The sequence below is a fragment of the Streptomyces rimosus genome (assembly GCF_008704655.1).
Lineage (GTDB): Bacteria > Actinomycetota > Actinomycetes > Streptomycetales > Streptomycetaceae > Streptomyces > Streptomyces rimosus.
Window position 1 is genome coordinate 6036332 of the sequence record NZ_CP023688.1, and the last position, 18188, is coordinate 6054519.

12 protein-coding genes are annotated in these 18188 nt (G+C 70.0%); 4 read left to right on the forward strand and 8 right to left on the reverse strand.

The genetic code is table 11. The annotated features are described in order from the left end of the window. Window positions 1-26: 26 nt before the first annotated feature. From CP984_RS26170 to CP984_RS26180, 3 genes are all read right to left on the reverse strand, one after another. A complete protein-coding gene (locus tag CP984_RS26170; RefSeq protein ID WP_003980163.1) occupies window positions 27-494 on the reverse strand; it encodes a hypothetical protein in 468 nt (155 codons plus the stop codon). A gap of 190 nt (window positions 495-684) precedes the next feature. Continuing rightward, window positions 685-1080, reverse strand: a complete 396-nt coding sequence (locus tag CP984_RS26175) for a hypothetical protein (protein ID WP_030182994.1) — start codon at window positions 1078-1080, stop codon at window positions 685-687. Window positions 1081-1148: 68 nt separating this feature from the next. Next, window positions 1149-2273, reverse strand: a complete 1125-nt coding sequence (locus CP984_RS26180; protein ID WP_003980161.1) for a LysR family transcriptional regulator — start codon at window positions 2271-2273, stop codon at window positions 1149-1151. Window positions 2274-2615: 342 nt separating this feature from the next. Here CP984_RS26180 and CP984_RS26185 point away from each other — a divergent pair, with 342 nt between their 5' ends. Both CP984_RS26185 and kdpB read left to right on the forward strand, forming a co-directional pair. Further along, on the forward strand, window positions 2616-3479 hold the full coding sequence (locus tag CP984_RS26185; RefSeq protein WP_003980160.1) for a DMT family transporter: 864 nt from the start codon (window positions 2616-2618) through the stop codon (window positions 3477-3479). Between the two features lie 274 nt (window positions 3480-3753). Further along, window positions 3754-5961, forward strand: a complete 2208-nt coding sequence (gene kdpB / locus CP984_RS26190) for a potassium-transporting ATPase subunit KdpB (protein WP_078575661.1) — start codon at window positions 3754-3756, stop codon at window positions 5959-5961. Between the two features lie 128 nt (window positions 5962-6089). Here the strand turns inward: kdpB and CP984_RS26195 are convergent, their stop codons facing one another. The 5 genes from CP984_RS26195 to CP984_RS26215 form a co-directional block, all read right to left on the reverse strand. After that, on the reverse strand, window positions 6090-7043 hold the full coding sequence (locus CP984_RS26195; RefSeq protein WP_003980157.1) for a nitroreductase/quinone reductase family protein: 954 nt from the start codon (window positions 7041-7043) through the stop codon (window positions 6090-6092). A gap of 425 nt (window positions 7044-7468) precedes the next feature. Then, window positions 7469-9172 (reverse strand): NAD-dependent malic enzyme, encoded by a 1704-nt coding sequence (locus CP984_RS26200; protein WP_003980156.1) that lies wholly within the window; start codon window positions 9170-9172, stop codon window positions 7469-7471. Window positions 9173-9313: 141 nt separating this feature from the next. Next, entirely contained in the window at window positions 9314-10012 is a 699-nt protein-coding gene (locus CP984_RS26205) for a TetR/AcrR family transcriptional regulator (protein ID WP_003980154.1), read from the reverse strand. Then, window positions 10009-12423 (reverse strand): YhgE/Pip domain-containing protein, encoded by a 2415-nt coding sequence (locus CP984_RS26210; protein WP_003980152.1) that lies wholly within the window; start codon window positions 12421-12423, stop codon window positions 10009-10011. Before CP984_RS26210 ends, CP984_RS26205 begins: the two co-directional genes overlap by 4 nt. Continuing rightward, window positions 12395-13210, reverse strand: a complete 816-nt coding sequence (locus CP984_RS26215; protein WP_003980151.1) for an ATP-binding cassette domain-containing protein — start codon at window positions 13208-13210, stop codon at window positions 12395-12397. The genes CP984_RS26210 and CP984_RS26215 overlap by 29 nt, the downstream gene beginning before the upstream one ends. Before the next feature lie 206 nt (window positions 13211-13416). Between CP984_RS26215 and CP984_RS26220 the strand changes: the two genes are divergently transcribed. Both CP984_RS26220 and CP984_RS26225 read left to right on the forward strand, forming a co-directional pair. After that, the gene (locus CP984_RS26220; RefSeq protein ID WP_003980150.1) at window positions 13417-16278 is read left to right on the forward strand and encodes a discoidin domain-containing protein; all 2862 of its coding nucleotides are present in this window, start codon (window positions 13417-13419) and stop codon (window positions 16276-16278) included. 189 nt (window positions 16279-16467) lie between these two features. After that, window positions 16468-18108, forward strand: coding sequence for a penicillin-binding transpeptidase domain-containing protein (locus CP984_RS26225; protein WP_030183000.1), 1641 nt, complete (start codon window positions 16468-16470; stop codon window positions 18106-18108). Window positions 18109-18188: the final 80 nt, after the last annotated feature.

Sequence of the window (18188 nt, forward strand, 5' to 3'; positions counted from 1 at the left end):
CCGGGGCCTTGCGGGCCGGCGGCCCGTCAGTGCGTCCTGGGCCCGTCCAGACGCGTGACCAGCCTGGCCGAGGACTCGGAGCCCTGCGGGTTGGGCACGTGCTGCTTGATCAGCGAGTCGCTGAAGTCCTCGCCCTCCGCGTAATTCCTGGACATGGAGTGCAGCGCCTTGCCGATCTCCTGGAGCTTCGAAGACAGATGGCCCATCGACTCGTACATGCCGTCACGCACGCCCTCGTAGACCACGCCGAACTTCTCGCCGATGTCGTCGTCGCCCCACGGCGGCATGTCCGCCTTGCTGTCGAACGTCGTCAGTCCGCTTATGAACTGCTCGCCGAACGACTTCTCCGGCTGTTTTTGGCCACCGCCCGCCGGCTGCGTCGCGGGCGGGCCCGCGCCCAGCGCGCTCAGCCCGTCCATCAGCCGCACGACCGAGGCCTGGAAGTCCTCACCCAGCTTGACGAAGTTGGTGCCCTCCGCCTTCAGGGACTCCACCTCGGTCTGGAATCCACCTGCTCCCACAACGCCCCCGAGTTGTCCGTGCTTTCTTCAGGTGCTACCCAAAGAGATGTTCATGCCAAAGTCTAGATGTTGCCAAGGGCCCGTACGAGGCCGGACATCGGTGCGGGCGCCGGAGGGCGGCCGCCCTGCTTCGACAGGTCCCGCCCCGTCAGGCCCTGCGTGTTCACGACCCGCTGGGCCGATACCACCGGTGGTAGATCTTCACGGCCTCTTCCGGAGGATGGTTCGGCAGAAAGGTCACATCTCCGTTGATCTTGGAGATGGCCACGTTGCTGCCGCCCGGGTTGGCCGGTGGCGCCTGCGGGTCCGCCGGGGCCGGCCAGCTCGCGCGTACGAGGTAGCCGACGTCGAATTCGTGGACGAACAGGCCGGACGGGCCACCGGGCGAACCGACCTCCGGAAAGTGGTGCCGGCCGATTTCCAGCGCTTCCTCCGTGGTGGACGGAACCGGTCGCGATCCGTTGTCCGCCATGCCCGCGTGGGGCGGAGGTGGCGGCGGGGGAGGGGGAGGTGTGGGCGGCTGGCCGGAAACATGGCCCGGGATGTCGGAATCTGCCATGAATTGCCCCTCCTTGAGTACGGGTTCCGCCGCTCACGGCGCTGGCGTTTGCGTCAGCAGTGGCCAACTTAACCCACGTCGCTTCCGCGCGTTCGGTTCTCGGTGGCGGTGAGATTTGGGCTGTGTGGGGGATGCGGCTGAGCCGGCGGCGTGGATGCCGCGAGGTCGGTGGGGCCGGCGGACTCGGTGTGCGGCTCGGATGGTTCCGGTTCGGACTGCGCTGGTTCGGACTGTGCCGGATCGGGCCGTGCCGGTTCGGACTGTGCCGGTTCGGTGGAGAGGCCGGGGCCAAGATCGCCGAGTCGATCGGGCACGTGCGCGAGGGCGTCGAGGCAGGCGCGTACGGGCGGAGTCTCCGTACCGGGGCGCCAGGCCGCCTGGACGTCGCGCCGGAGTGGCGGATCGGTCGGCAGGAAACGGACGCCGGGTGGGGCCTGGCGCCAGGCCGTGGCGGGAACGAGCGCGGCGCTCAGCCCGGCGGCCACCAAGGTGAGCTGAGTGGCATGGTCGCTGATGCTGTACCGGAGGTCCGGCTCGATGCCGCAAGTACGCAGGGCCTGTACGAGCGCTTCGCGCGGCTCGGCCCCGGGCGGGCAGGCCGCCCACGCCACGCCGTCGAGGTCGGCGAGGCGGAGGACGGGCCGGTCGCCGAGCGGGTGCGCCTCGTGGAGCGCCACCCGCGCCTCTTCCGTAACGAGCGTGCGGACGGCCACGCCTTCCGGCAGGCGCCACGGTCGGTTCGACCAGTTCTCTATGAGGAGCAGATCGAGGTCGCCGCGCAGAAGGGCGGGGAGCAGTTCGGCCACCTCGCCGTCGCGCACCGTCGGGGCGAGTCGGGGATGGCGCGTGGTCAGCGCGGCCAACGTCGCCGGCAGCAGGGTCCGTATGGCGCTGCCGACGGCGCCTATCCGGAGCGGGCCGAGCACTTCGTCGTCCAGCGCGGCCAGATCGTCCTCGGCCGCCGCCAGTTGGGCCATGACCGCGGCCGCGTGTTCCGCGAGCACCCGGCCGGCGTGGGTCAGCCGTACGCTGCGCCCCTCCGGTTCCGTGAGGCGGTGTCCGCATTCCCGTTCCAGCTTGCTCAGCTGTTGGCTCATGCCGGATGGCGTGATGTGCAGGGCCCGTGCTGCCCGGGCGATGGAACCGTGGGTGTCCACCGCGGCCAGGGCACGCAGCCGCTCCAAGTTGATCATCAGATCAGGCTAGCGACGGATCGGATCGGCAATGCGTTAGTGGAACTACTGAGTTGTGATGACAGATCGTCGCTTTTGTTCAGGGGTGGGGGCGGCCAGGGTGGAGGAATGACGGTTCGAGGGAATGACGGGGATATACGGGGCGGCAGCGAGGTCCGGGGCAAGACCGGCGGGGACGGGGAGGCCCCGCGCGGAGGTGGCGGAGGTAGGGGGATTCCGCTCCGTACCAACGCCCGCGGTGAGCACCCGTCTCGCATCGGTTCCCACGTCGGACACCCATCTCATCCCAGCCCCCGGGTCGGGCACCCACCCCGCACCGGCACCCCCGGAAAACCCGTACTCATGGTGCTCGCCGGCAGCCTCTGCATCTCCGCTTCCGCCGTCTTCGTCAAGCTGTCCGGTACGAGCGCGGGGACGGCGGCGTTCTTCCGGTGCGCCATCGCGCTCCTCGTGCTGGTTCCGCTGGCGCTCGCGGAGCGGCGGACGGCGGGGCCGCGGGCCTGGCGGTTGCGGCGCCTGGACCTGGCGGCGGGCGTGTTGCTCGGCATCGATTACGTCTTCTGGGCAGCGGCGATCCACAGCGTGGGCGCGTCCATCGCCACTGTGGTCGTCAACATCCAGGTGGTGATCTTCCCGCTGCTGGCGCGCGTGTTCACCCGTACTCCCGTACCGCGGCGCTTCGTTGTCGCGACGCCCGTCATGCTGCTGGGAGTGGCGCTGGCCAGCGGGGCCGTCGGCGCTCCGGCGGCGGGCAGCGACCCGGTGACCGGCGCGGTATTCGGTCTGGTCGCCGGTTTCGGGTACGCGGGCTACCTCTTCCTGATGCGGCTCGGTGGCGGCCAGGGCCATACGGTCGGCCCGGTGTGCACGTCCACCGCGGCGGCCGCGGGCGCCGCCGCGCTGCTCGGCGGGACGTGGACCGGCATCGACTTCTCCCTCGACGCGCGCGCCTGGAGTTGGCTGACCGCGCTGGCCCTCGTCGGACAGGTGCTGGCCTGGTTGGTGATGACGCCGGCGCTCCCGCGCCTGGCGCCAAACGTCGGCGCGGCCCTGCTGCTCCTGCAACCGGTGATGGCGATCGGTCTCGGGGTGGCGGTCGGCGAGCGGCCCACGGCGAGCCAGTTCGGGGGGTGCGTGCTGGTGGTTCTGGTGGTGTGGGGTGTGGGGCGCGGATCGAGACGGCGGGGCGCGCGGAGCGGATCGTAAGCCCGTACGGACGCGGGGCGCGCACAGTGGCTCGTACGCCCTCCCGTGCGGCGATGAGCGCCGTGTATGTCAAAGGCGCGTAAGACTGGCCGGTTTGGGCGACAGAGGAGCGTCAGGGGCACACGGCGCGGCGCGTACGGACGGTTGAGTGAGCCCATCCACAGGAGAGGCACACCCAAGCCCCTCCCTTCAGGGCCCTTCACCAAACAGCGCTCCTACCCTCAGCGCCCTTTCCCTCAATGCCTCCCCTTCCGCCGCCCCGAAAGCCCCCGAGATGCAGCCTCTGGCTCCGGACGAGCAGCAGAACGTTCCCACGTCCCCCACCGACACCATCGCGCCCAACCCCCATACCGACCGCGATACCCACACGGGCCCCACCACCCCCACCCGTCCAACCCGCTCACACCGAAGCCGCCCCCAACCCCTCACCCCCGGAGTCCTGTCCCCCTCCCACCTCCTCTCCTGCCTCCCCGACGCCCTCCGCAAGCTGCACCCGAAAACGCTCGTCCATCACCCGGTGCTGTTCGTCGTGGCCGCCGGCGCGCTGCTCACCACGCTCTCGGCCGTCCTCGACCCGAGCGTCTTCGCCTGGACGATCAGTGTCTGGCTCTGGCTCACCGTCGTCTTCGCGAACCTGGCCGAAGCGGTCGCGGAAGGCCGCGGCAAGGCGCAGGCCGAAACGTTGCGCCGGACGCGCGGCGACACCGTCGCGCGACGGCTGCGCAGCTGGCGGGTCGGAATGGGGGAGTGGGAGTACGAGGAGGAGACGGTACCGGCCGCCGACCTTCAGCCGTACGACATCGTCATCGTGGACGCGGGCGCGACGGTACCCGGCGACGGCGAAGTGGTGCAGGGCGCCGCGTCCGTCGACGAATCGGCGATCACGGGCGAATCGGCCCCGGTCATCCGCGAGGCGGGCGGCGACCGTTCCGGGGTCACGGGCGGTACGACGGTGCTGTCCGACCGCATCATCGTCCGCATCACCTCCCGCCCCGGCAGAACCTTCCTCGACCGCATGATCGCGCTCGTGGAAGGCACGACCCGGCAGAAGACCCCGAACGAACTGGCGCTGAACATCCTGCTCGCCGCGCTCACCGTCGTCTTCCTGCTGGCCGTCGTCTCGCTCCAGCCGATGGCCGGTTACGCGGGCGCCGCCCAGCCGCTGACCGTACTGATCGCGCTGCTCGTCACCCTCATCCCGACGACCATCGGCGCGCTGCTGTCGGCCATCGGCATCGCCGGGATGGACCGGCTCGTCCAGCGCAACGTCTTGGCCCTGTCCGGCCGGGCCGTCGAGGCGGCCGGCGACGTGAACACGCTCCTCCTCGACAAGACCGGCACGATCACCTACGGCAACCGCCGAGCCGACACCTTCGTACCGCTCGACGGCGTCCCGCACGCCCAGCTCGCCGACGCGGCCCAGCTCTCCTCGCTCGCCGACGGGACGCCGGAGGGCCGGTCCATCGTGGCGCTGGCGCAGGAGAAGTACGGGATCCGGGTGCGTACGGAGGGGGAGATGGGGGCCGCGCGCTGGGTGGCGTTCAGCGCGCAGACCCGTATGAGCGGGGTCGATCTGGCCTGGTCGGGCGGCTGCCTGGTACGTAAGGGAGCGGCCGGGGCGGTACGGGACTGGGTGACGCGGCTGGGCGGGCAGGTGCCGCCGGAGGCGGGCTGGATCGTGGACTCCATCGCGGCGGGCGGCGGTACGCCCCTGCTGGTGGCGGTCGCCGACCGGCACGGCGCGCGAGTGCTCGGCGCCGTACATCTCAAGGACGTGGTCAAGGAGGGCATCGCGCGCCGCTTCGCCGAACTGCGGACCATGGGCATCAAGACGGTGATGGTCACCGGCGACAACCCGCTGACCGCCCGGTCCATCGCCGCGGAGGCCGGCGTCGACGACTACATAGCGGAGGCCACACCCGAACAGAAGCTGGCGCGCATCCGGCAGGAGCAGGAGGGCGGCAACCTCGTCGCGATGACGGGCGACGGGACGAACGACGCGCCCGCGCTCGCCCAGGCGGACGTCGGCGTGGCCATGAACACCGGCACCTCGGCGGCCAAAGAGGCCGGCAACATGGTGGACCTGGACTCCAACCCGACCAAACTCATCGAGATCGTCGCCGTCGGCAAACAGCTGCTGATCACGCGTGGTGCGCTGACAACTTTCTCCATCTGTAACGACGTGGCGAAGTACTTCGCGATCGTGCCCGCCATGTTCTCCGCCGTCTACCCGGGGCTCGGCGCGCTCAACATCATGGGTCTGCACAGCCCCACCTCGGCCATCGCGTCGGCCATCATCTTCAACGCGCTGATCATCGTGGCGCTGATACCGCTGGCCCTGCGCGGCGTCCGCTACCAGCCGTCCTCCGCACACGCGCTGCTCCGCCGGAACCTGGGGGTGTACGGGCTCGGCGGATTGGTCGCTCCATTCCTCGGCATCAAGCTCATTGATCTGGTTCTTCAGCTTGTGCCGGGAATGTGATGGGGCTGGGCGCGTGGCAGCGGCCCCGGTGTTATGAGTCCCACGGTGCCGGGCCGGGGCTTCGTTGTCCCCGGCCCGGCATGGATCGACCGTTCCCGACGCAAGCGGGGACGGCTATCCAGCGATACCTAATCCGCTGACACCGGCGCTGACATCGGCGCCGACACCGGCGCCACCGGCGGCCAAGGAACCTCCGCCAGCGCCGGAATCACCTGCTCCTCCTCATACGTGAGATGCGCCAGCAACTCCTCCGACATCCGCTCCAGTTCGGCGCGGAATTGTTCCGGGTCGGCGTTTCCGATGTCGGCGAGCAGAGCGAGCAAGTCGCTCTGTATACGGGCAATCGTCCGGTGCTCATCCTGCAAACGGTCCAGGGCCGGACGCAGTTCGGGGTGGTAGCGGCCAACGGCGGGAAACACATGTGCGTCCTCGCCGGTGTGGTGAAACTCCAGGCTCTGGCAGAACGCCAGGCAATGCTGCCGAATCTGCAGCCCGAGCCCCGGCTTCGGTGGTTCCCCCGGCCCCTGGTGTGCCGCCCGCGCCAGGAGATGGGCCTCGGCCTCGGCGCGTACGTGCCGCAGTTGCGCACGCAACCACGTGTGCACCTGTATGAGCTTGTCGGCGAGCGTGGTGACCTCGTGCAGCACCTCGCCGTCCGCCTCTTCGTACTCCGGCTCGGCGGGCTCCAGCACCACGACCGGCAAGGTGCGGGTGGTCCTGGCCTGGTAGTCGGCGTATCCGGGGGCGGCCCGTACCACCTGCGCGAACAGCCGGTCCCTGCGCTCGCCCTCGGCCGGCACGGCGATCGCCTCGTAGGTCTCGGTGCCCAACTCCACCCGCACCTGCGGGTGCGCGAGTAGATTGTGGTACCAGTCGGGGTCTCGGGGCCCACCAAGGTTGGAACCGACGACCAGCAGCAGGTCGCCTTCGCGAACGTACGCGAGGGGCGTGGTGTACGGCTTGCCTGACTTCGCGCCGGTGGTGGTCAGCAGGAGCAGGTCGCCGCCCTCGAACGGGCCACCGACCTTCCCCTCATTGGCCCGGAATTCGTCGATGACCGATTGATTGAAGGAATTTGGCATGCTGATGTTGCTCTCCGTGCAGCTTCATCCGCGTGACCGGCCGCGACGTATCGCAGCCGTCATCACCGCGGCACTAATGAAAGAGGTAAGGGAAAGGGGGGCAGGCACCGCGTAGGCACCGCACGCGCGCCTCGTTCGGAGCGGGCGGGTCGGGAGTCGCTCACCGATTACCGATTGACGGGCAGCAACACTCGTAACTCTCGCAACGCTCGGATCAACACGAGGAACGGCGTACGAACGTGCCCATCACGCCCGCCCGCTGCCGACGTCAGGTGCGGCCTGAGAAGTCCGCGAAGTCCGCGATGAATGAACTCATGCGTAGTCCTTGAGGAAAGGTATGTCGCCCGACTGCCGGCCGGCCCACTTCTCTTTGGCCGACGTCACGCGCATACGCTTCCTCATTAGACCCATTCGCCGAGGTTCCGTCAACCGGACGACCGCGGAGTTTCTCCGTACACCGGCTGCCACATCGCGTCCTGCACCGCCTGTACGACATCGTCGGGAGCCACGCGCGCGACACCTTCCTCGACAGCTGCCCGTACCACCGCCACCGCGACGGCCGCCGAGGAAGCGCGCAGATTTTCCACCTGCGGCAGCAGCGGCGCCCCGGGCCCACCGCCTTCCACTTGCCCCGCGACCGCCTCGGCGGCGGCCAGCAGCATGCCGGGCGTCAGCCGCTCGGCGCGCGACACCACCACGCCCAGCCCCAACCCCGGGTAGACGAGAGCGTTGTTGGCCTGGCCGATGACGTGCCGTACCCCTTCGACCTCCACGGGGTCCACCGGGATGCCCGCCGTCGTCAGCGCCCTGCCGCCGGTCCAGCGCAGCAGGTCGGCGGGCATCGCCTCGATCTTCTCGGTGGGATTGGAAAGTGGAAAAATGACAGGTCTCTCGACGTGCTGTGCCATCTCCTCCACCACCTGCCGGGTGAAGGCGCCGCGTACGGTCGAGGTGCCGATGAGGACGGTGGGGCGCACGTTCCGTACGGTCGTCAGCAGATCGATTCCCTGATCCGCGGCGTGGCCCGTATCACCGCCTGCCCTGTCTGCCCCACCTGCCCAATCCTCGACCTCCCCCTTCGGACGCGCGTAGCCGCGCTGGTAGTCGCGCAGGCCGTCCATGTCGTCCAGCAGCAGGCCAGGACGGTCGACGAGCCAGAAGCGGCGGGTCGCCTCGTCCTTGTCCAGGCCGTCGCGGACCATTGCCTCGCGCAGCTGGTCGGCGATGCCCACACCGGCCGTACCGGCCCCGAACACCACGACGCGCTGCTCGCCGAACCGCGATCCGGTGACGTTCAGCGCCGACCGGACGGCGGCGAGCGTGATCGCGCCGGTGCCCTGCATGTCGTCGTTGAACATCCGGTAGCGCTCGCCGTACCGCTCCAGAAAACGCCGGGCGTTGCCCGCGCCGAAATCCTCGAAGTGCAGCAGAGCGTCCGGGTACAGCTCCGAAACCGTGTCCAGGTACGCGGCGACGAACGCGTCATAACGTTCGCCGCGCGCCCGGCTGTGGCGTACGCCCAGGTAGAGCGGATCGTTGAGCAGCGTCTCGTTGTCGGTGCCGACATCGAGGACCACCGCGAGGCAGCGCGCGGGGTCGATGCCCGCGGCGGCCGTGTACACCGCCAGCTTGCCCACGGAAATCTGGATGCCGTGCACGCCCCAGTCGCCGATGCCGAGGATCTGCTCGGCGTCCGTGACCACCACCAGGTCCACTTCGTCCGCCCCGAGCTCCAGCTCCTCGAACGAACGCCGTAGATCCCGCGGCCGGTCGATGGACAGGAAGACGCCGCGCGGACGCCGGTACTCGTGGCTGTACGTCTTGATCGCCTCGCCCACGGTCGGGTCGTAGACGATGGGCAGCAGCTCGGTCAGGTGGTCGGTGAGCAGCCGGTAGTACAGGACCTCGTTACGGTCGTGGAGCTGCTCCAGATTGATGTACGCGGCCAGGTCGTCGGGCTGGCGCCGCAACTGCTCGTACGCGCGCCGCGCCTGCTGGTCCAGAGTGAGCACCGCGTCGGGGAGCCGGCCGACGAGGCCGAGGCGGTCGCGTTCGGCGGCGGTGAAAGCGGTTCCGCGATTGGTCAGCGGATCGCTCATCACCGACGGCAGCCGCGGCTGTCTGCCCATACGCCCGCACTCCCCTTCCCGTCCGCGCGCCCGCTCCGCATACCCCCGTTCCATCGCCAGTCTCGCGCGAGAGCCCCGCCCCCGCATCCGGTGGATACGGGAACGGGGCTCTGGTAAGCGCTTACCTGGCGGCGGCGATTTTTATTTCGGCCGCATGGGGCTGACCCGGCCCTGGAGCAGACGGGACAGGGAGGCGTGCACGTCCTCCACCGAGCGGTGCGGCTGGAACGACAGCCAGTCCAGCGCCGCCACCAGCACCATGCCGAGAAGCGCGGACGCCGTCAGGGGAATGTCGAGCTCCTCGCTCAGTTCGCCGACGGCGACGGCGTCCCGCAGTACGGACTCGACGACGGCGACCGCCCGGCCCCGTACGGACTGGAGCGTCGGCTGCCAGACCCGGTTCGTACGCCACAGCTCGGCCACGTACAGCTGGGTCAGGGAGGGCGAGCCGGCGATGAAGTCCAGCCCGGCCCGGATCATCGCGTCCAGCGCGTCGACCCGGGTGCCGCCCTCCGCGCGTACGGCCCGGTCGGCAGCCTCCTGGAGGGAGGTGGCGAGCAGGTCGATGCCGTCCCGCAGCAGTTCCTCGTAGAGGACGTTCTTGCTGGCGAAGTTGTAGTAGACGGTGCCCTTGGCGACACCGGCGCGCTCGGCGATCTCGTCCACGGTCGTGGAGGAGAAGCCCTGTTCGGCGATGAGCGTGACCGCGGCGTCGAACAGCTTGCGCCGGGTAGCGCCGCGGCGCAGTCCGTGGCCGGCTTCGCGTGCCCCGTGGCCGGGGGCGGCGCCGCTGGTGGCGCCGCCCCCGTGCCGGCGGGGGTGCTCGGTTCGCACGCTCACAGGCTCAGTTCCGGGTGCAGGTCCTTCATCCGTACGACCTGCCGGCTGCGCGCGGTCAGCGAGGTGAGCGCCAGCGCGCCGACCGTGAACGCGGCCAGGACGATGGAGCCCTGCCACACGATCCCCAGGTCACCGCCGGTGATGAGCCGGCGCAGGCCGTCCACCACATAACTCATCGGCAGGAACGGGTGGATCGCGCCGAAGAAACCGGGGCTGGTCTGCACCGGGTACGTACCGCCCGCCGACGTCAGCTGGAGCATCAGCACGACCAGCGTCAGGACACGGCCCGCCGGACCGAACTGCGCACCGAAGAACTGGATGATCGCGGTGAACGCGGCCGTCGCCAGCAGCAGGAAGCCGATGGTGGCCCCCGCGCGCTCCATCTCCAGGCCGAGCCCCCAGTGCAGGACGGCCATCAGGGCCAGCACCTGCACGACGCCGATGGCGAAGGCCGGCAGCCAGGAACCCAGCGCGATCCGCCAGCCCGGCGCCCCCGCGGCGAGCGCCCGCTTGCCGAGCGGCGCGAGCAGCATGTACGCGACCATCGCGCCGACCCACAGGGACAGCGGAATGAAGTATGGGGCGAGCCCGGTGCCGTAGTTCGGCGCCTTGTGCATCGACTTCGAGGCCAGCTCGACCGGGTTGGACATGACCTCGGTACGGGCGTCGCGGTCCTTCTTGTCGTAGTCGGGGATCTTGTCCACGCCGCTGTTCAGACCGCCGGCCAGCTGGTTGGAGCCGTCCTTCAGCTTGTAGACGCCGCCCTTGAGGTCGAGCGCGCCGTCCTCCAGCTGCCCGAGGCCGTCACCGATCTTTCCGGAGCCGTCGGCCGCGTCGCCGAGCTTGTTGTGGAGCTGACCGGCGCCGTTGGCGAGGTCACCGGCGCCGTTGGCGAGCTTGCCGCTGCCGTCTGCGAGCTTGCCCGTACCGTCCACGAGCTTGCCGCTGCCGTTGGCGAGCTTGCCGCTGCCGTCTGCGAGCTTGCCGCTGCCGTCGGCGAGTGCGCCGATGCCCTGGGCGAACTGGCCCGCGCCCTGGGAGACCTTCTGGGCGCCGGCATTCAGTTCGTTGATCTGACGGATCGCGGTGTCCGCGTTGTCGGCGATCGCCGGAACCTTCTCGGCGACCATCGTGGCCCCGCGGTGCAGGTCGCCAAGCTGAGTACGCAGGTGCTGGAGGTCCGTCCTGGCGATGATGGCGTTGACCTTCTCCGCGGCATCGGCGGCCACGGCGCTGCCGGCCGCGACGCCCTTGAGCTTGGCGCAGTCGACCTTGCCGGTGGCGGAGCCGCCGCAGCTCTCCCGGTAGACAGCCTGGGCGTCTTCGGCGTTCTTGCGCGCCTCGGCGGCAGCCTTGGCGGAATTCCCCGGCAGCTTGCCCAGGTCGTCGTCGAGAGCCTTGCTGAGGTCGGCGACGACGCGTGCCTTGTCGGCGATCTCCTTGCTGTGCGCCTTGAGGAAGGGCAGGTCCTGCCTGGCGATGCCGTTGACCTTGTCAGCGAGTTGCTTGGTCCCGGCAGCCACCTGGCCGGCGCCGTCACTGAGCTGCTTGGCTTTCGCACCGGCGGTGGCGACACCTGAGTCGAGCTTCTTGGCGCCCTTGCTCAGGTCGCCGGCGCCCTTGTTGAGGTCCTTGGCGCCCTTGTTCACGGCACCCGCGCCCTGGCTCAGCTCACCGGTCTTGTCGCGCAGCGTCCCCGCGCCCTTGCTCAGGTCGCCGGACCCCTTGCCCAGCTTCCCCAAGCCATCCGTCAGCTCACCGTTCTTGTCCTTGGCCGTACCCAGGCCGTCGGCGAGCTTGTCCGTACCGTCCTTGGCCTTGCCCAGGCCGTCGTCGAGCTTGTTGGCGCCGTCCGCGGCCTTCGCGGTCTGGTCGTGCAGATCCGAGAACGACACAAAAATCTTGTCGAAGAACTCCCGCGACGACTTCGCCGACGTCTTCGCGCGAATCTCCGAGAAGATCGTCTTGGAGATCGAGCCGACGATGTAGTTGTTCGCGTCGTTCGTACGGACCTGGAGCGCGCCCGTCTCCGGGTGGTCGCCGGAGCTGGAGGCGATCCGTTCGCTGAAGTCCTTCGGGACGGTCAGGGAGAGGTAGTACGTACCGTTCTCGACGCCCTTCTCGGCGTCGGAGGCGCTGACCTCCTCCCAGTTGAACGTGTTGCTGTCCTTGACGTTCTTGACGAGCTCGTCGCCCGCCTGGATCTTCTTGCCACCAGCGGTGGCGCCCTTGTCGTCGTTGACGAGCGCGACCGGGATCTTGTCCAGGTTCGCGTACGGGTCCCAGAACGAGCACAGGTAGAGCGCCCCGTACAGCAGCGGGATCAGCATCAGGGCGACGAGGCCCAGCCGGGGGAGCTTGCCCCTGCCGAAGCGCTTGAGCTCAAGCGCGGCGAGCTTCGGCGAGCGCATGGGCTGCTTCCTCCTCGTGGATGTCGGTCGTACCGGACTGGCCGGTGGTCGAAGTGGTGGGGGCTGCGTCGCCGGGCGCCTGCGCGGCGGCCGGCGACGTACGGACGACGATCGCGTCGTCGGGAGCGGTGCTGGCCGAGGCCACCACCGTCGTGCCGTTCAGCGCCAGGTCCCGCAGCATCTGCCACACCTGGGAACGCTCGTCGGCGGACAGCTTGAGGTCGACGTCGTCGATGGCCAGCAGCCGCGGGCCGTGCATGACGGCCAGCGCGACCGACAGCCGCAGCGCCTCGATGCGCTCCATGTCGCGTACCGCCGTGCGCAGTCCCTTCGGCAGCGTCGCGGGGTCGAGACCGACGGCCGTCAGCGCGGCGTCGACGCGCGCCCGCGTCGCCTCCTTGTGGCGGCGGCCCCACGGCAGCCGGGCGCCCAGCGAACCGGCCATCCGGCGGCCCAACAGGGCCTGTTCCTCCAGGTGTTCCCCGGCGGTCAGGGCCGGTTCCAGGTCGGCGATGCCGGGGACGTGCGCGATGGCGGTCAGGCTGCGCACCGTTCCCATGCGCTTGGGGAGGGGGAAGCCGGCGACCGTGGCGTGGCCTTCGGCGAGCTTCATACGGCCGGTGAGCGCGAGCAGGAGACAGGTGCGGCCGGAGCCGGACGGGCCCTCGACGGCGATCAGTGAACCCGGCTCCGCGGTGATGTGGACGTCTCTGAACGCCCACCCCCGTGGGCCCTTCACTCCGATTCCCCTGGCGTTGACCGCCGCCCCCTGGCGGGTGGTGTCCACGGCCCCTCCTTTGATCTGACTGGTCAGTCTAAAAGTGTGCCGTATGGACGGGCCTATTGACCAATCAGCGCGCGATCCTGTGAACTCCGTCATGTGGCGGGTGGGGCGCCCTGACGTTTTTGGGGCGTTTGTTGATGATGTTCTCGGTGTGGTCCGTGGTGCTGTGCGCCCGATCCGCACCGGCAGGACACTTGCGACGGAGACCGATGACTCACTCGGCCAAACTGATCGCCCCGCTCTTGGCGGGGACCCTCGTCACGACGCTGCCACCGGCCGCAGCCGCCACGCCGGTACGGCACGCCCCCGCGGCCACCGCTGCGGCCACGGCGCCCGGCGCAGCTGCCGCGGATTCCGCCGCCTGCGCCCCGCGAGAGCTGGAACGTTTCAGCAAAGAGAAGTCCCAGGGTGACGGGCAGGAAAAGAGCACCGGAGGCCCCGCCGCCACGGACGACGGCGACGGCTGGACCCCCACCGCCACCCGCATCGACCCCAAGGACGGCCACCACGCCTTCGTCGGCAACGGCTACCTTGGCCAGCGCGTGGCGCCCAACGGCGCCGGATACACGGCCCCCGGTGAGACGACCGGCTGGCCGCTGAAGACGCCCCGCTACGACGGCTCCTTCGTGTCCGGCCTGTACGCGCGCGGCCCGGAGAACCTGGAGGGCCGCCAGGCCATCGCCGCGCTGCCCACGTGGACGGGCCTCGACATCACCGCCGCCGGCGACCACCCGCAGACCTTCGACTCCGCGACCCCCGCCGGCCGCATCTCCCACTACCGCCAGACGCAGTTCATCCGCTGCGGAATTGTCCGTACATCTCTGACGTGGACGGCCGCCGACGGCCGCGCCACCGACCTCGTGTACGACGTGCTCGCCGACCGCACCGACGCGCACACCGGCGCCGTACGGCTGCGCATGACCCCGCACTGGGGCGGACGGGCCACCGTCACCGACCGCCTCGACGGGCGCGGCGCGCGCCGTATGACGCAGACCGGGGGCAGCGCGCGCGACGGCCGGACGATGGACGTGACCTTCCGTACGGACGGCACGAAGACGGACGGCGCGGTCGCCTCGACCCTGCGCCCCGGCCCGCAGGTCCGCGAGCAGGGCGCGACGACACGGCGCGCGGGTGCGGCGAAGGATCTGGGCAACCAGCAGAGCGTCAGTTTTCCCGTACGGGCCGGGCGCTCCTACGAACTGACCAAGTACGTCGGTGTCGACACCGCGCTCACCTCCCGCACCCCGCGCGCCGCCGCGACCGCCGCCGCGCAGCGCGCCGCGAACCGCGGCTGGGACGCGCTTTACCGGAACCACGCCGCCGCCTGGCAGAAGCTGTGGCGCAGTGACGTCGAGGTGCGCGGAAGCGGACGCGGGCAGCGGGACCTGCAGTCGTGGGTACGCGCGGCGCAGTACGGGCTGCTCTCCAGTACCCGCGCCGGCAGCCGCAACAGCATCAGCCCGGCCGGGCTGACCAGCGACAACTACGCCGGCGAGATTTTCTGGGACGCCGAGACCTGGATGTACCCGGGCCTGCTGGCCGCCCACCCCGAGCTGGCCAAGTCCGTCGTGGACTACCGCTACAAGACCATGGCCGGAGCCGCCGCCAACGCGAAGAAGCTGGGCTACAAGGGCCTGTTCTACCCGTGGACCAGCGGCAGCAAGGGCGATCTGTGGAACGAGTGCCACAGCTGGGACCCGCCGCACTGCAAGACCCAGAACCACCTGATGGGCGACGTCTCGCTGGCCGCCTGGCAGTACTACCTCGCCACCAAGGACACCACTTGGCTGCGCGAACGCGGCTGGCCGGTGATGAAGGGCATCGCGGAATTCTGGGCGTCCCGGGTCACCCGTAACCCGGACGGCAGCTACTCGATCAAGAACGTGGCGGGGCCGGACGAGTACAGCAACGGCGTCAACGACGGCGTCTTCACCAACGCCGGCGCGGTCACCGCGCTGCGCAACGCAGGGCGCGCCGCCGCGCTCCTCGGGCAGCGGGCCCCCGCCGCCTGGAAGGAGATCGCCGACCACATCCGCATCCCGTACGACGCGAAGAAAGATGTCTTCGAGCAGTACGACGGATACAAGGGCACGACGATCAAGCAGGCCGACACCGTGCTCCTGATGTATCCGCTGGAATGGCCCATGTCGCAGCGCGCCAAGATCAACACGCTGGACCACTACGCGGCACGCACCGACCCGGACGGCCCCGCCATGACCGACTCGGTGCACGCCATCGCCGCCGCCGGAACCGGTGAGGCGGGCTGCTCGACGTACACGTACCTGATGCGTTCCATCAGGCCGTTCATGCGCGGCGCCTTCCACCAGTTCTCCGAGGCGCGCGGCGATAAGGCGGGCGCGGGCGACCCGCACGCCGGATCGCCCGCGCAGGACTTCCTCACCGGCAAGGGCGGTTTCCTGCAGACCTTCACCAACGGCCTGACCGGCCTGCGGATGCGTGAGGACCGGGTGCACCTGGACCCGATGCTGCCGCCGCAGCTTTCCGACGGCGTCACACTGCGCGGGCTGCGCTGGCAGGGGCGTACGTACGACGTGGAGATCGGCGCGCACAGCACGACGGTGCGGCTGACGGCCGGCGCGCCGATGCGCGTCGAGTCGCCGGAAGGCGAGCGGGTGGTGAGCCGCGGCGTGCCGCTGACGCTCAAGACCCGACGCCCCGACCTCGCGGCGACCGACAACGTGGCCCGGTGCCGTACGGCGCAGGCCACGTCCGAGGAGCCGGGCATGTACGCGGGCGCCGCCGTGGACGGCAACGCGGCCACCTCCTGGGTGCCGGACGGTTCCGACGGCACCCTGACCGTCGACCTCGGCAAGCCCTCGCGCATCGGCCAGATCACCCCGCGCTGGAAGGACGGCGAGCCCGCCTCGTACGTCGCGCAGGTCTCGACGGACGGCAAGCACTGGTACGGGACCGGGTACGACGGCCGCACGACGGCGCGCTATGTCCGGCTCACGGTGCACGGCGCCGACGCGGCGAAGAAGGGCGGACAGCGCCCCGGCCTCGCCGAGCTGACCGTAAAGAAGGCCGCGGAACCGGCGACGGGGAAGTAGCCGAGAACGGCCCGGCCCCTCCGGTGGGACGGCCCAGGTGGCAAGGACGCGACCTGGGCCGTTCCTGCCTGACACAGTCATCGGTCGTGAACCGAAAGTGACCAATCTGTCCCCTGAACGAGACATCTGTGACCGCTTCCGTCACATAGTGTCCGGACACGCACGGTGTGTCTGACCTGGGGAGGGACTGTGCGTACGGCTGCGAAGTGTGTGGTCGGCGGGGTGACCGCCGCGGTGGTGGGCCTGGTCGGCGTGGGCGCCTACAACGTCTACGAGGCGTTCGCCGGCGAGGGCTCGTCCGGGACATCGGCCGGTACCACCGCGTCCAGACAGACCGGGCCCCCGTCCGAGGAAGAGATACGCGATACGGCGCGCGACTTCCTCGCGGCCTGGAGCAAGGGCGATGTGAATGCCGCCGCGCTCCTCACGGACAACGCCGAGGGCGCGCGCCAGGCCCTGACCGGATTCCGCGACGAAGCGCATGTCTCGAAGGTGACGTTCGAGGCCGGGCAGCAGACCGACGACGCGAAGGTGCCGTACCACGTCACCGCCGAGTTGACGGTCGGCAAGGGCGACGACGCGAAACACACGACCTGGAAGTACGACTCCACGCTGCACGTCGTACGCGGCAAGACCACCGGCAAGGCCCTCGTCGACTGGCAGCCCAACGTGGTCCACCCCGACCTGCGGCGCGGCGAGAGCCTGCGGACCGGTTCGGACGGCGCCCCGCCCGTCAAGGCGGTCGACCGCAACGGCACCGAACTCGACGGCACCGACCTGCCGTCCTTCGGCGCCATCCTGCCCGCCCTCCGCGAGAGCTACGGGGAGAAGGCGGGCGGCGTCCAGGGCATCGAGGTGCGCGTCATCAACCAGAGCGGCGAGCCGGGCAAGACGCTGCACACCATGGTCAAGGGCCGCCCCGGAACGCTCCGTACGACGCTGGACGCGAAGGTGCAGCGCGCCGCCGAGGCGGCGGTCAAGGGCTACCGCGAGGCGTCGGTCGTCGTGGTCAAGCCGGGCAGCGGGGACATCCTCGCGGTCGCCAACCACCGCTCGGATCAGTTCAACGCGGCGTTCCAGGGGCGGCTGGCGCCCGGTTCCACGATGAAGGTCGTGACCGCGGCGATGCTCATGGAGAAAGGTTTGGTCTCCGCGGGCAAGAGCGTGGAGTGCCCGAAGTACGCCTCGGCGGGTGGACGGTCCTTCCACAATCAGGGCATGTTCGAGATCAACGGCGGTACGTTCGCCGACAGTTTCGCGCGCTCCTGCAATACCGCCTTCATCGGCCTGGCCGACCGGATCTCGGGCGCGGACCTGAGCGGCGAGGCGCAGGAAGTCTTCGGGCTGGGGATGGACTGGAAGGTCGGAATACCGACGTTCGACGGCAGCGTGCCGCAGAGCGACGGCCCCGACACCCCGGCGGCCTTGATCGGCCAGGGCCGCGTCCAGGCCAACCCGCTGAACATGGCGTCCGTCGCCGCCACCGCCAAGGCCGGATATTTCTCCCAGCCCGTACTCGTCTCCCGCGAGCTGGACGACCGGCCGGTCGCCCATGCGAGCCGGGCACTGCCGTCCTCGGTCGCCGCCCAACTGCGGGCCATGATGCGGCGTACGGCCGTCAGCGGCACCGGCGCGCGGGCGATGGCCGGACTCGGCGGCGACATCGGTGCCAAGACCGGTTCGGCGGAGGCCGACGGCCAGGGCGACGCCAACAGTTGGTTCCTCGGTTACCGCAATGACGCCGCGGCGGCTGCCGTCGTCCAGCAGGGTGGTCACGGCGGCGACGCGGCGGGACCGATCGTCCGGAGAGTGCTCGCGGCGAGTCGCTGAGGGGAAGGGTCGACACTGGGGCGTGCCCGCGTCGGGGCCTGCCCGCATCCCGGGGGCGTCCGCCCTCGGGCGTCGACGAA